The sequence below is a fragment of the Campylobacter concisus genome, from assembly GCF_003048905.1.
Taxonomy (GTDB): domain Bacteria; phylum Campylobacterota; class Campylobacteria; order Campylobacterales; family Campylobacteraceae; genus Campylobacter_A; species Campylobacter_A concisus_V.
The window spans coordinates 79,825-95,056 of sequence record NZ_PIRO01000003.1 but is presented as its reverse complement, the minus strand read 5'-3'; the positions used below and the strand labels follow the sequence as shown (position 1 = coordinate 95,056).

11 protein-coding genes are annotated in these 15,232 nt (G+C 37.4%); 3 read left to right on the top strand and 8 right to left on the bottom strand.

The window, feature by feature from the left end; all coding sequences use genetic code 11:
* Positions 1–76: 76 nt before the first annotated feature.
* The 3 genes from CVS95_RS07600 to CVS95_RS07590 are packed head-to-tail and all read left to right on the top strand — an operon-like array spanning position 77 to position 2,558.
* On the top strand, positions 77–913 hold the full coding sequence (locus CVS95_RS07600; protein ID WP_107696162.1) for a DUF234 domain-containing protein: 837 nt from the start codon (positions 77–79) through the stop codon (positions 911–913).
* On the top strand, positions 910–1,899 hold the full coding sequence (locus CVS95_RS07595; RefSeq protein WP_107696161.1) for a sensor histidine kinase: 990 nt from the start codon (positions 910–912) through the stop codon (positions 1,897–1,899). Before CVS95_RS07600 ends, CVS95_RS07595 begins: the two co-directional genes overlap by 4 nt.
* Positions 1,896–2,558 (top strand): cysteine hydrolase family protein, encoded by a 663-nt coding sequence (locus CVS95_RS07590; RefSeq protein WP_107696160.1) that lies wholly within the window; start codon positions 1,896–1,898, stop codon positions 2,556–2,558. The genes CVS95_RS07595 and CVS95_RS07590 overlap by 4 nt, the downstream gene beginning before the upstream one ends.
* Here the strand turns inward: CVS95_RS07590 and CVS95_RS07585 are convergent.
* The 8 genes from CVS95_RS07585 to purD all read right to left on the bottom strand — a co-directional run bounded on the left by CVS95_RS07585 (position 2,555) and on the right by purD (position 15,114).
* Positions 2,555–3,229, bottom strand: a complete 675-nt coding sequence (locus CVS95_RS07585) for a DUF6882 domain-containing protein (protein ID WP_107696159.1) — start codon at positions 3,227–3,229, stop codon at positions 2,555–2,557. The two genes, CVS95_RS07590 and CVS95_RS07585, sit on opposite strands and share 4 nt — an antisense overlap.
* A gap of 14 nt (positions 3,230–3,243) precedes the next feature.
* Positions 3,244–6,861, bottom strand: coding sequence for a DNA polymerase III subunit alpha (dnaE, locus tag CVS95_RS07580; RefSeq protein WP_107696158.1), 3,618 nt, complete (start codon positions 6,859–6,861; stop codon positions 3,244–3,246).
* Positions 6,862–7,515: 654 nt separating this feature from the next.
* Positions 7,516–8,367, bottom strand: a complete 852-nt coding sequence (locus tag CVS95_RS07570) for a universal stress protein (protein WP_021091781.1) — start codon at positions 8,365–8,367, stop codon at positions 7,516–7,518.
* Positions 8,368–8,384: 17 nt separating this feature from the next.
* Positions 8,385–10,583: a polyribonucleotide nucleotidyltransferase gene (locus CVS95_RS07565; protein WP_107696157.1), complete on the bottom strand. Its 2,199-nt coding sequence runs from the start codon at positions 10,581–10,583 to the stop codon at positions 8,385–8,387.
* A complete protein-coding gene (locus tag CVS95_RS07560) occupies positions 10,573–11,271 on the bottom strand; it encodes a sodium:proton antiporter (RefSeq protein ID WP_103640248.1) in 699 nt (232 codons plus the stop codon). The genes CVS95_RS07565 and CVS95_RS07560 overlap by 11 nt, the downstream gene beginning before the upstream one ends.
* Positions 11,272–13,431 carry an LPS-assembly protein LptD gene (locus CVS95_RS07555; protein ID WP_107696156.1) on the bottom strand — a complete coding sequence of 720 codons (2,160 nt, stop codon included), beginning with the start codon at positions 13,429–13,431 and terminating at the stop codon, positions 11,272–11,274.
* Positions 13,424–13,873 (bottom strand): RDD family protein, encoded by a 450-nt coding sequence (locus CVS95_RS07550; protein ID WP_103560410.1) that lies wholly within the window; start codon positions 13,871–13,873, stop codon positions 13,424–13,426. The genes CVS95_RS07555 and CVS95_RS07550 overlap by 8 nt, the downstream gene beginning before the upstream one ends.
* The gene (gene purD / locus CVS95_RS07545; protein WP_107696155.1) at positions 13,870–15,114 is read right to left on the bottom strand and encodes a phosphoribosylamine--glycine ligase; all 1,245 of its coding nucleotides are present in this window, start codon (positions 15,112–15,114) and stop codon (positions 13,870–13,872) included. The genes CVS95_RS07550 and purD overlap by 4 nt, the downstream gene beginning before the upstream one ends.
* Positions 15,115–15,232: the final 118 nt, after the last annotated feature.

Here is a 15,232-nt window from a genome sequence, read left to right as displayed (position 1 = left end):
TTACTTTAGCTAAAATATACTACAATGCCCAAATAAAGGAGCCGATATAAAAGCTTTAAAATCAACATTTGAGCTAATGAAACACCTTGATATAAATGAACTTATTAAATTTCATCTCGTCTTTGATGAGTTTGATTTAAAGCACTCATATTATGATGTTTTTGAAGCAATCGAGGCTGAAATTTTAAATAACTTCTTAGCCTTGATGCCAAAATTTTACTTCGAATCCGATACAAACGATGCTATAAAATCTGCCCTCATAAAACTCGCACGAAGCGATAGAAAAAAATTTAGCGTACATAAAATTTTACCTCAAAGCCTAGCTAGCAAAGTCTATGCAAAGCTTTTTGAAAAGAATTTTTTACTGCTTGAGAAAAGTAGAGAAGTACTTCCAAAAAGATCAAAAAACCAAATGCTAAAAAAAGAAGAAAGGGGCTATAAAGTTGAGGATAAAATACATTTTAATAGCCATTTTTCAAGGTTTTGGTTTAGATTTATTGAGCCAAATTTAAGCTTGTTAAAAGCTGGCAAAAATGATGAAATTTTAGCCATTATAAAAAAGGAATTTGACGAATATGCAAGCCTTGGATTTGAAATTTTATGCGGTGAACTCATGGCAAAAAAATTTATGATTAATGGCATATTTTTAAGTAGCTTTTGGAGCAGGAATATAGAGCTTGATATGCTATTAAATATAGGCGGTAAGATCATAGTCGGCGAGGCAAAATACAAAGAGAGAAAGGTTTGTAAAAACGTGCTAAATTTGCTATTAAAAAAATGCGAAAAACTAAATATCAGGCCAGATATTATTGCTCTTTTTTCAAAGAGTGGATTTAGTAGCGAGTTAAGAAATCTAAAGGATGAAAGGTTAAGGCTTTACGAAATTAGCGATTTTGAGGAACTTTTAAAATGAACGAACACGATATCCAAGCTGGCTTAAAAAGCCTGATAGAGCAGACTTATTTGATAGAAAACGAATATAAAAATTTAACATCATCTTACGCAAACTTGCAAAATTTCATTAAAGATATTGTAGAAATTTTGCCAAATGCTATCTGGGTGTTAGATGAAAATGATGAGATTTTTTTACAAAACTCGGAAGCAGTAAGACTTGGTAAAATTTTTAAAGAGATACCAAAAAAAGAGGGCGAGATAAATATAGATGGACAAATTTATCTTTTTAAAACAAGCTCTAAAGACAATAAACTAATAATCTCTGCAACAAATATAACAGTAGAAAAACGCACCGAGCGCCTTGCCTCTATGGGCCAAGTAGCAGCTCACCTAGCCCACGAGATCAGAAATCCAGTAGGCTCCATCTCGCTTTTAGCTTCAACTCTACTTAAAAGAGCTGATGAGCGCACAAAGCCTATCGTAAATCAAATACAAAAAGCTACATGGCGAGTCGAACGCATAATCAAAGCCACTCTACTTTTTACAAAGGGCCTTAACATAAATGCACAAATTTTTGACTTTTCGCAGCTTAAAAAAGAGTGCGAAGAGGCTATAAATTTTTACGACTATTCAAAGGATATTAAATTTAGTCTAGAATTTCCAGATGGCAAATATATGGGCGACCTTGATCTACTAGCCATCGTCTTTCAAAATATTTTATTTAACGCCATTGATGCCATCGAAGAGAGCGATGATGATGAAGGAGAGATCATTTTAAGCTATGAAAAAACACCAAGTGAGCATAAATTTATCGTTTATGATAGTGGCGAGCCTATCAAAGACAAAGCCATAGTTTTTGAGCCGTTTAAAAGTAGCAAGCTAAAAGGAAATGGCCTTGGGCTGCATCTTTGTTTGCAGATCATAGAGGCTCACAAAGGAAGTATCGAGATCACACTAAATCCAAAAACATTTTGCATAAATTTACCAATAAAGGAGAAAGAATGAACATACAAAACGAACTTGAGGCTTTTAAAAAATCTCTTCAAACGCTTGATTTAAGAGAAATTTCAAACGATGGAGCAAAAAACATTGCATTTATCTGTATCGATATGATAGAAGCATTTGCTGGCAGTGGTGCGCTCGCCAGTCAAAGAGTGGCCGCCTTATCAAAAGGGATCGCGACACTTTTTGATAGAGCGTGGAAAGATTTTGGCTTTAGAAATTTTATCCTTATAGAAGATAGACACACCAGTGATTCAAAAGAATTTGAGAACTTTTTGCCACATGCCATACTTGATACAAATGAGATAAAAACCGTAAAAGAGATAGAGAATCTAAGCTTTTTTAAAGAGTTCAAGACATTTTATAAAAACTCTTTAAGCATCGCATTTAATAAAGAATTTGAGAAATTTTTAGAGCAAAACCCACAAATTGACACTTTTGTTATTACCGGAGATTGCACTGATATGTGCGTTTATCAGTGTGTTAGTTATCTTAAACTACGAGCCAATGAATACAATAAAAAAGCAAGAGTTATCGTGCCATTTGATCTTACGCAAACATATGACATACCAGGACACAATGGCGACTTTTACCACGAGATGTTTTCTCTTCATATGAAGCTAGCACTTGGCGCTGATGTTGTAAAGAGTATTAAATTTTAAAGCTTGCTTGAAATATTTATGAGCCTATTTAGCTCATCAAATTTAAAGCTAAGCTCGTATTTATCCGATACGATTTCATTAGGGCTTTCGCTAAATTTCATATCACAGCTTAGCAAAAGTCCTTTTATAAAGATTTTGTGATCTAGCTCGTAAGCGCCTAAACACTCATTTACTACGCTCAAAATCTCATTTGCTAGCACTGGCTCCTCAAAGACCACATCTGATCTAAAAGCCACATACGCAGCTCCGCCCTCGTACTCTATCCTATAATAATTTTGCTCATCAAAAGCGGTGCAAAGGATCATACTAATCGTGTGACCATTAAAATTTTCATCTAGGTCAAATCGTGGCGTGCTAAATGCACTAAGTCCAAATTTCTTGCCAAATTCCCGTGCTTTATTTGCAAGCTCGAGTAACTGCTCATCAAAGCCATTTATATTTTCATAACCCCAAAGCCACGTATTTGACGAGAAGCTCTCAGAGCCGATAAACTGCATATCAAACTCACGCTCATCAAAGTAAATTTTACCGCTATCAAAATCAACCTGCCAGTTGCTACCTTCAACCAGTAGCTTAAATGCACGTTTTTGAAGTAATGTCGCTTTACCAACACATGCGCTAAAAAGCTCGCTCCAGTTACTTTTATCTACGCCAAGCTTATCTAAAAACATCGCTTCTCCGGGTATTAGCAAGCTATTGCTTGAAGTGCTTTTTCTTTAAAGCTGTCATTTACAACAAATTTTGTCTTATAGACAAAAATTTGAGCCGTATTTTCATTTTTTATCTTAATAACAAGACGCTTATCATTGTTTGTACCACTTTTTATATGTTCGTTATAGCCAAGATTATAAAGGCTAGTTATCTTATCTTTGCTAAGCTCACTAAGGCATAAAAGCACCTCTAGCTCAGCATATTCTCTTGCTCTTTGAGGCGTGCTAGCTTCTTCATTTTTAGAAAATTTAGAGTTTTGTTTTAGCTTTCTTGTCTTAAAGTCTAAATTTTGTGCATCTTCTAGGCTATAAACCTCGTTTAAATTTGTCCTTACAAATTGATCATCTTTTGTGATATTTATCCTAAAAGCATAAGGAAAGTCGCGTTTTGCTTCATCTTTTACTATATCTTCGATGTTACCAAGCTCTCTTTCAAAGACTGCGATCTCGATATTTCCGTGAAAATCAAGGACGTTTATAGTGCCCATTTTCTTGCCACTTTTGGTTATCCTTGTGCTAAAGTCTTCGATCTTCCCAACGACTAAAATTTCTGCACTTTGTGGCAAACTCTCAAATTCTGAGCTTAGAGTATATTTTATCTTGTTGATCTCGTCTTTATAATCATCAAGCGGGTGGCCTGAGAGGTAGATACCAACGCTCTCTTGCTCAAATTTTAAAATTTGCTTGATGTCAAATTCGTCATTTATAGTGACAAAATTTATCTTTACATCGTTCATGCTCTCATCTTCACCAAATAAGCTCTCAACAGCATTTTTACGGATCTGAGCAGCACTTTTGCAAGCTTCTATGATATTTTCTACATTTTGCATAAGCATCTTACGACTAAAGCCAAACTCATCAAAACATCCAGCTTTTATGAGGCTTTCAAAGACCTTTTTATTGACCTTAAATGGATCGATCCTTGAGACAAAGTCATCCATGCTCTTAAACTCGCCATTTGCTTCACGCTCAGTGATAATGTTTTCAATAGCCGCTCCACCAACACCTTTAATAGCACCAAGCCCAAAGATAATGCCGTCATGATCGCCATTTTCAACGACGCTAAATTCTTTAGTTGATTTATTGATAGATGGTGGCAAAGTATCTATATTTATGCGTTTTATCTCATCGATATAGCGAACGATCTTATCGACGTTGCTCTCTTCGCTTGTAAGAAGTGCGGCCATAAATTCAGCCGGATAGTAAGCCTTAAGATAAGCAGTTTGAAAGGTAACATAAGCGTAAGCTGCGGAGTGAGATTTATTAAAGCCATATCCCGCAAATTTTACAATTAGCTCGAAAAGATCGTCTGCTTTTTGCCCATTTAGCCCTTTTGCCTCAGCACCTTTTACAAACTCGCCCTTTAGCCTATCCATCTCTTCTTTGATCTTTTTACCCATCGCACGGCGTACAAGGTCCGCCCCGCCAAGGCTAAAGCCGCCTATGGCTTGAACGATTTGCATAACTTGCTCTTGATAGACGATGACGCCGTATGTTGGTGCAAGGATCGGCTCAAGCTCTTTAAATGAGTAGGTTATCTCGGCCTCGCCATGTTTTCTTTTGACAAAGTCATCAAGCATACCACTTTCCATCGGTCCTGGTCGGTAGAGTGCTAGCATCGCGACGATGTCCTCAAAGCAGTCTGGACGCAAGCTAGTTCCTAGCTTTCTCATGCCTTCGCCCTCGATTTGGAAAATTCCTATCGCTTGGCCGCTTTGTATCATTTTATAAACATTAGAATCGTTTTTATCGATCTGCTCCCAAATGATATCCTTTCCAGTTCGTTGTTTAACGAGCTTTATGGCATTATCGATAACTGTTAGTGTTTTTAGTCCAAGAAAGTCGAATTTAATTAAATCAACATCCTCAAGATATTTAAGGCTATACTGCGTAACATAGCGATCTTCTGGGCTATTTGGCTGACGAAATAGCGGAGTTTTGTTCCATAGCTCCTCATTTGAGATAACGACACCTGCTGCATGCTGACCGGCATTTCTGTTTAGTCCCTCAAGATCAAGGGCAAATTTCCAAATTTTAGCTGCCTTTGGATTTTGACTTATTAGCTCAGCTATCTTTGGCTCTTTTTCATAAGCATCTTTTAGTGTAATACCAAGTTCATCAGGTATTAGCTTTGCCATCGCATCGGCTTCGGAGTAAGGCATATCACAAACCCTAGCAACATCTCTAATGACACCTTTTGCGAGCAATTTACCAAATGTAATAACGCCAGCAACGTTAAATTTTCCGTATTTTTGCGTAACATAGTCAATTATCTCGCCACGCCTGCTTTGACAAAAATCCACGTCGATATCTGGCATGCTAACACGCTCTGGGTTCAGAAATCTCTCAAAAAGTAGGTTGTATGGGATCGGATCAAGGTCAGTGATCTTTAGCGAGTAAGCGACCAAACTACCGGCCGCAGAACCACGCCCTGGACCAACTGGCACGCCTCTACTTTTAGCCTCATTTATGAAGTCCCAAACGATCATCATATAGCCTGGGAAATTCATTTTATTAATTATGCCAATCTCTATCTCAAGGCGTTTTTTATATTCGTCATGTAAATTTTCAGGGACAAATTTTAGCCTCTCTTCAAGCCCCTTTCTGCATTCATATTCAAAAAACACAGCATCATTTTTAAAGCTATATCTATTTTCAGGCTCTGGAAGTGTTAAATTTCTCTCTTTTGCATATTCAAGTGTAAATTTAAAATTTGGCGGAGTTGGGTTGCCAAGTTTGATCTCAAGATTGCACTTATTCACGATCTCTTGGGTATTTTCTATCACTTCAGGGATATCTAAAAATAGCTCACTCATCTGCTCTTTGCTTTTTACAAAAAACTCATGGACGCTGTGGCGAAGTCGGTTTGGATCATCTAAAGTTTTGTTCATCGCGATACACATAAAAACCTCATGCGCGTCGGCTCGCTCTTTAAAAGTGTAGTGAGTATCGTTTGTGGCGATGACCTTTATGCCAGTCTCTTTGGCGATGCGTAAAATATCATCATCAATGCGTTTTTGATCGCCGATGCCGTGACGCATGATCTCAAGATAAAAGTCATCTCCAAAAATTTCTTTATATTCAAGTGCGACCTCTTTTGCTCTCTCGTAGCCTTTAGCGCCAAATTTGACGTTACGATCGCTTAAATTTAGATGCCAACTCACCTCGCCCTGCAAGCAAGCAGAGCTACAAACCAAGCCCTCGCTGTGCTCTTTTAAAATTTTTTTATTTATACGAGGATAATAGTAAAAGCCCTCGATGTAGCTCATGGAGCTAAGATACATCAAATTTTTATAGCCAGTCTCGTTTTTGGCGATTAGTATAAGGTGAAAGCGCTGTTTAGTACTCTTGTCATCAAGCTGCTCGCCATTATGAACGTAAGCTTCGATGCCAATTAGTGGTTTTATACCCTCTTTTTTCATCGCCTTGTAAAAATCTATCGCTCCAAACATATTGCCGTGATCTGTGATAGCCGCTGCTGTGTCGCCTCTATCATGAAGCACGTGAGCTAGCTCTTTTATCTTGTTCGCTCCGTCAAGTAGGGAGTATTCGGTGTGTAAATGCAGGTGCGTAAAACTAGAATTTTCACTCATTTTTTATCCTTTTTTAATGAGTGGATTTTACAAAATTTTGGCTAATAAGGTGCTTGATGAAAACTTAATGGGAGCTTTAAAAATTTATAGAATTTGTAGTTTGTGGCTAAGAACGAAGCACGCTGTCATCTGACGCACTATGCTATTAAAGTCTTGTAAATTTTAAAATTTATGAACGAGTAATTTCAGCTCTGATTTGAGTGGCAAGCTTTGCGAGACTTAAAATCAGTAGTCAACTCTTGCGAGTGAGTGAAGTTTTAAAATTTGAAAAATAGAAAAATTCTATTTTTGAAATCCCAACTTTAAATTTATAAACTCTTTTATTCAAAAGGAAGACAAGGGGACTCAAGTTACGGTCTGCTTGCAGTTGCGAGCCTGCGAAGCAAAGCCGTCCCCTTATCTCCCTTTAGATCCCTCGATCCCATCGCACGTTAGAGGTGCATGCAAATGTGCTAGTGCACTGCATGCGCTTTATCATCAGACAAGTGTTGAACAAATTTTAGAATTTTATGAACGAGTAACTTTAGCTCTAAAATTTGAGTTAAGCGGTCAGTGAAGTCAAAATTTAGTAGTCAATTCTTGCGAGTGAACAAAAATTAGCAAATCAAAAAGATAAATTTAAAAGAATTAGATCGCGGACTAAGCCGCAATCCATTATAAATAAACTGGGATATTTGTGTGTTCTAAGAAAAATCTTGAAGTGCCACCAAGCACCATTTCCATAAGACCATTTTCACCATATCTGCTAGCAACGATTAGATCAGCATTTCTATCAATAGCTGCTTTTAAAAGCGCTTCACCAGGTATCATCGTGGTAGCAATCACTTCAAAAGTGGCTGATATGCCATGAATTTTGAAGTACTCTTCAAGCTTCTTAAGATTTAGTTCAGCATTATCGCCAAGACTTGCTTTTGAGGTAATGCACTGAACCTTTTTTGCCTTTTTTAAAAGATCGATCGAGCCTGTTAGTGCCCTTGAACTTTGCGTCGTACCAGTCCAGCTAACGAGGATATTATCGGCTTTAAACTCACGCATTTTTCTAGGTATTACAATCGCATTTTTACCACTTTTTAAAACAGCTGACTCAAATGTACCAGTGATCTTTCCATCAAGTGGCACAGCAGCCACCACTAGATCGCAAAATTTACTCTCTTGCTCCACTATCGCGCTTCTTTTGCCACTGTGAATCGTAAAATTTGCAGTGCAAACATCTTCAATGATTTCACTAGTTACTTTTATGCCAAGCTCAGCACAAATTTTATTGAAAATTTTCTCATTCTCTTCATGCTCGACAGCTAGTTCAGATTTAGCTGATTTTAGAAATTCTTCAAAAAGCACTCCTCCACGAAGCGTCATTTTCATATTATAAACTACGCTTGGGTCAAGCTGACAAGTCATAATTTCCATATGTGTGTTAAACCACTGAGCAACCTTTAGGGCACCATAAATTCTTGGCTCGATATCGTCTCCAGCTCCTATTGGAAAAAGCAACTTTTTGTATTTCATCATCTATCCTTTAAAATTTATTCAACTAAAGAGAGCGAAATTTTATTTCCTTTTTGCTCACTCACACATACTTTGACCTGATCACCTACGTTTAATGGGGTTTTTATCTTTGAGATGTGAAGCAAGCCATCAATGCCATCTTTTAGCTCGATAAATACACCAAAATCAACCACACTCTTTACAGTTCCCAAAAACTCATCACCGATATTAAAATTTGGTTTTGAACGCTCTTTGTCGTGTTTAAACGGCTTTTTGCCAAATGAACGTCCATTGTCTTTTGAAGTGATAGAGATGATGTAATCTTTTGCAGCATCGACATTTTTCTTTGCACCACCTGCGATTTTAACTTCACCTTTTTCTCTATCAAGATCGATTGAAACCTCAAATTTCTCAATGATCTCTTTTATGGTTTTTCCAGCTTGTCCGATGATGTCTACGATCTTGCTTGGATCAACACTAAATAGTTCAAGCTTTGGAAGCACATCTTCATTTATTTTTATATTTTTATCCGCTTCTGCCATCAAAGATAAGATATGCTCTCTACCACGTTTTGCTTGATAAAGTGCCTCTTTTAACACTTCTAAACTAATGCCACCAAGTTTAATATCCATCTGAAGTGCCGTGATACCATCGCTTGTACCTGCTACTTTAAAGTCCATATCGCCATCGTGATCTTCAAGCCCCATGATATCTGTTAGCACTGCGTGTTTATCGCCTTCAAATATTAATCCCATAGCGACACCTGCGACAAGTTTTAAAGTATTTATGCCAGCTGCTCTAAGTGCAAGCGAGCCACCGCAAACGCTAGCCATAGAGCTTGAGCCGTTACTCTCTAAAATTTCTGAAACGACTCTTATTGTGTATGGCGAAGCTAGATCGATACTTGGTGTAAGGGCACGTTTGGCTAAATTTCCATGTCCAAGCTCACGTCTACCAGGAGCTTTTAGTGGGCTTGCCTCACCTACGCTAAAGCCTGGGAAGTTGTAGTTAAACATAAATTTTTCTACAAAAGGTACTTTTTCAGTGAGGATGTCATACATTTGAGCGTCACTGTCAGTGCCAAGAGTAGTGACAACTAGGGCTTGTGTCTGTCCTCTTGTAAAGAGGCATGAGCCATGTGCATTTGGAAGCACGTTTGTTTCGATACTAATAGGTCTAACCTCTTCAAGCCCACGTCCATCGGCTCTTACACCTTCATTTATTATCTGCTCTCTAACGATTTTCTTTTTATATTTGCCAAGGACATTTGTGATGACAGCCTCGTCCCAGCCCTCTTTTTGAGCTACCTCATCGCTTGAAATTTGTTTAGCGATCTTGCTAAGTTCGCTCGCTCGCTCGCTTTTTGCCATTTGATTGATCGCGTTTTTGACTTCAGCTTTATAAAATTTATCGATATAAATAGCTATATTTTCATTTTCTATCTCAGGTTTTAGCTCAAGCGTAGCGTCCTCTTTTTTATGCTCTTTGAAAGCTTCTTCGTAAGCACTACTAGCTCTTAATATCGCCTTACCAGCAAAATCAATCGCTTCAACCATCATATCTTCGCTAAATTCGTTCATTAGCTGTTTTTGAGCCATGCTATCACTTAAGCTCGGATCTATCATCGGCTCGATCGCAACCATCGGGATAAGCTGCGTAGTTTGCTGAGGCAAGCTTCTCATCTCGATCATCAAAAGCTCATCTTTTGTACCAGCTACATAAAGATCTATCGCACTTTGTTTTAGCTCAGAGTTGCTTGGATTGATCACAAATTTTTCATCTATATAGCCAACTCTCACGCCACAAACTGGGCGATTTACAGGGATGTCGCTAAGATATAGTGCAACTGAAGCCGCATTTAGGCTAACAACTTGCAAATCAACCTCAGGATCAGCTGAAAGCACCATTACAACTATTTGAGTTGGATATGCGTAACCTTTTGGAAAGAGCGGTCTAAGAGATCTATCGATGATGCGAGCTGTTAGCGTTTCAAAGTCGCCTGGCTTTGTCTCGCGCTTAACATAACCGCCAGGAATTTTTCCAGCGGCGTAAGCTTTTTCGATGTACTGCACCGTTAGAGGTAAAAAATCCTCCTCAACTTGTGTGTCTTCTCTGGCAACAGTTGCTAAAACGACGGTATTTTTTACCCTTAAAAGCACTGCTCCGCTAGCTTGTTTTGCTACTTTATTAAGGTCAAAAATTTCAACCTGATTATTGACTTCTATACTATATTGCATTATTTTTATCTCCTTGTTGTTTTTGTAACGGCAAATAATAAGGGCTCTCTTCTAATATTGACATGATACGCTCACTCGTAGCTTCGATCTTTTTCTCGTAATACGAATCCACATCGATAAAATCAACGATCTTGTTTATCGTGTAAATTTCATCAACCATATCATTTAAATTTATAAAGACGTCAGTAGCAATCACTGGCGTTGCGTATGAGATGGATTTTACCTTCACATCAAGCAACGTCTTTATGCAAATGAGTGCCGTCATACCAGTCTCACACCCCTCATCGATTAGTAGAATATTTTTATCTTTTAGCTCTCCTATCAAATTTCCTTTTCGGTATTTATAAACATTTTTTAAAATTTTCTCTTCATATTTTCTATGTGCTTCGCCGTAAATATAGTCATAGCTTATATTAAAAGCTTTTATAAGCTTATCATTTAATACTATATCTTCTGTCTCGCTAACTATTGCAACGTCGCATTCGCTATTATTTGGGGCAGGTATTGGCTCGCTAAAGAGCATCTCGTAGCTTAAATTTAAACTTCTACAAACTGCATCTGTGAGTATAACTGACTCAAGCGACATACAAACAACTATCGTCTTTTTATCTACGAGTTCTTTTTTTGGCAAAATTTCAATTAGCTTGCTAGCTGCCTCTAACTGATCCTTAAATTTAGCCGTTATCATTTAGTTGGCACTCGATTTTGTACTGCTTTGCGAAAAGTCATAGTGCAAACCACCCATTGGATAGAAATTTATCGTGAAATAAATACCATTTTTTCTAGTTGATGCTGAGCCGTTTATTGTCGTTGTTGGCTCGACATCTTGTTGATAAATTATCCCGTAATTCCAGCATTTTCTTTGATGAAGCACGCCAACTCTCCAGCTTTTTGTGTAGCTTCGCTCAATATCATATTGCCAGCCGCCAATAAGACTATACTGATGAGGTAATTTTACTCCAAGACCACTTGTAAAATAGCTATCTTTTGTCGCACTATTTTTTATTTTGCTATCATTTTTCTTCATGGTGTGAAGCATATTTAGCCAAAATAAATCATTTGTGTATGAAAATCCACTTTGTATCTTTTTAAGCTCTTTGCTCTTGTGTGAATACTCAAGCTTATTATAAAGGCTTAAATTTTCAAATGGATATAGATAGATAGCATTTTTTAAATTCGAATATTCATCTTCTTTTGTGTAATATCCTTGAGAAATACTATGTTTTATAATCTTTCTACCATTAGAGTTAAAGAAATACTGAGTCAAATAACCAGAAATTTCTTCCTTGCTCTGCCCTTGAGTCAAGAAATTTTCATACTCATTTAGATTTTTATCATAGATAAACTCATCATCTAAATTTCCTTTTCTATAGCCTGGCAGTAGGTATTCAGCTCCAAAATTTAAAGTGTGATAAAAGCTTTCATACGCTTTTGCAAGATCAGTGTGAATGGTAAATTTGTGGTAATTATTTACAAAATTTGTATGCTTATCTTCTCTTTTATCATCAAATAAATTTATCTTATTCTCGTAATTTATTCTTGAAGCGTATAGGTACTCGTAAAATGAAAACGTTAAACTATCATCAAGCAGTGGCACATGCACTGAAGCTGGAAGTGCAAATTCATACTGAGTTGCTCTAACTCCTATCTTTCTATCATATCTATGTGACTGAAGATCGAGTGAATATAAGATATTTGGCAAGACAATATCATCTGTAAATTTATGATACTGAAGCGACGGAAGCTCTTGAAGCGTGTCTTTGTTCTCATTTTTTGAGCCAATTTTTTCAGTGTCTATGTAGTATTTTGCATAAGCACCAAAATAATGATCATCGTTTGCGATGAAATAGTTAAATTTAGAAGTTACAAGCGAATCATAATCATCATCTCTGCCCTTTAAATTTAAATAATCTATATCATTTAGCTTCGTTGCATCTATCCAAATTCCCTCTTGCAAATCCGCTTCGCTAAGGTATCTTATAAGCTTATCTCTTTCGTATTTTAGTCCAATGCCTTTATGTGTTTTATTTTTTAGTTCGGCCTTATTTGAAGTCTCTCCTTTTTGCTTGGCTTGGTAGCTGTTTTTATCAGTAAATGAGCCAAAGCTGATTTCGCCCCTTGAATCAGGCGACTCAGTAAATCTAAACGCACCATAAATTCCAGCGCCTCTGTTTGTTCTTATCTGCGGATCAAGCTCGAAGTCCCACTCATTATAAGGTGCAAAATAAATCGGCTGTTTGTAATAAAAACCTTCAGATTTTCCGTATCCAAGCTCAGGTGGCAAAAGACCTGTTCTTCTTGTGGTATCTGTTGAAAAACCAAAATATGGCAAATAAAAAACTGGCACATTAGCTATACGAAAGACTGGGTTAAAAAGATGTAAAAATTTGCTTTGTTTATTTAGCGTAGCTGAGCTTGAGGTGATACTCCAGTCAGGATCTTGGACATTACAGCTTGAAACCATCGCCTTTTTTACTCTATAGTACTCACTGTCAGAGCTGCTCTCATCGCTTCTCATCCACACTTCCATGTCTTTATTCATCATAAAAAGCGATTCAAAAGCAGTGTCATTATTTTTTAAATTTAACTTTGCATAGTTTGAGCGAGAGACTTCGCTCTTTCCTTTCATCATGTTGACGTTACCAAATAGCTCGATAACCGAATTATTTTGATCATACACAGCACAATCAGCTGTCACAAGGTAATCTTGTGAATATACAACGACGTTTTTGTTTGCTGTTACGATGCCTTTATCTTGCTTTACATCATCGGCCAAAAGCTGCACATCTTGCACAGCTGCACTTAGATTTAAAATACAAACCGGAACTAAAAATAAAATTTTACGCATTTATCACCACTGTTTTTGCTATTTTGTCTTGCCAAGTCTGCCTAGCTGGATTTGCAAATGCCCATGCAAAACCAAGATAAAAACAAGCTTCACTAACCAACCTAAAAATCGCCCTTACTAGGCTTGAAATAAAATTTGGTCTATCTAAAATTTCTACATTAATGCACATCGTCTTTGTTAGCATTTGTCCAAGACTCGCGCCATAATACCAAACAAAAAATGCATGATAAATAATCTTTAGTGCGACTATTTGCCAAAAGAAATTTAAGGTCAAATTTCTGGCTTCATCATAGCTCATAACCGACAAAAAGGCATCCCAGTAAATGATCAAAAACAAAAAAGAAACGATACATTCATCAATTGAGTAAGCTAGCACTCTTTTTGAAAATGGCGCTAGCGAAATTTCTTCTTTTTCAAGTTTTTCAACTAACTGCATACTCATTTTAATGCCTGCCAGGCAATATCTTTTCTATAGTGCGCTCCGTCAAATTTTACATTTTCGCAAAGCTCATAAGCTCTATCACGTGCCTCTTTTATGCTCTGCGCAGTGGCCACACAGACTAATACTCTGCCACCATCTGCGTAAATTTCTCCATCTTGCTCACTAACACCAGCATAAGCGATGTGAGCATCTTTTACATCATTTAAAACTGAAATTTTAGCTTTTGGGCTACTTTTATACGGATAGTCCTTACTAGCCATTACGACACCAACCGCAAATTCATCTTTTAAACTAATAGGCTTTAGCTCGCCCTTTGCAGCATTTAGTAAAATTTCGCTTAGATTTCCGTCAATTAACGGCATCAAGACCTCGCATTCAGGATCGCCAAATCTTACGTTAAACTCAAGTACATAAGGCTCATTTTTCACGATCATAAGTCCTACAAAAAGGACTCCACAAAACGGACTGCCATCGTTTTTCATCCCTTTTAGTGTAGGCTTTACCACCTCTTCTTCGACTCTTTTTATCAGCTCTTTTGAAGCAAGCGGACTTGGAGCATAAGCGCCCATACCGCCAGTATTTGGACCTTCGTCATTATCAAGCAGACGTTTATGATCTTGTGCCACTGGCAAACTTACAAAATTTTCGCCGTCACAAATAGCAAAAAAGCTCAGCTCAAAGCCGTTTAAAAACTCTTCAACCACCACAAATTTACCAGCATCACCAAAGCTAGCTCCGCTTAGCATGTCACTAACTGCCTCTTTGGCCTCCTCTTTAGAGTTTGCGATTATTACGCCTTTTCCAGCGCAAAGTCCATCGGCCTTTACGACCATTGGTACGCTTAGAGTATCGATAAATTTAAATGCTTTTTCTTTATCATCTGTATTTAAATATCTTGCGGTTTTTATGTTATTTCTAGCTAAAAAGTCCTTCATATACGCCTTGCTAGCCTCAAGTCTAGCAGCTGCCTTGCTTGGTCCAAATATAAGCAAGCCCTCTTTTTTAAAGATATCTACCACGCCTTCGCTAAGAGGCGCTTCAGGGCCTACGATAGTTAGGGCAATATCATTTTGTTTAGCAAATTTTGCAAGCTCATAAAAGTCTTTTATATTTAAATTCTCGCCAAGGCGTGAGGTCGCACCATTTCCAGGTGCAAAGTATAAATTTATATTTTTTTCGTTTTTTAGTTTTAGAGCAATGGCGTATTCGCGGCCGCCACTTCCTATTATGAGAATATTCATTTCATCTCCGTAAATTTAAAAAACCCGAGTGGGCGTCGCATAGAAGAGTGGCCCATAAACAAAGCCAATCTTGCAAATAGATGGATACCAAACGGTTGCAACTTCTCGCCTTTTCAGA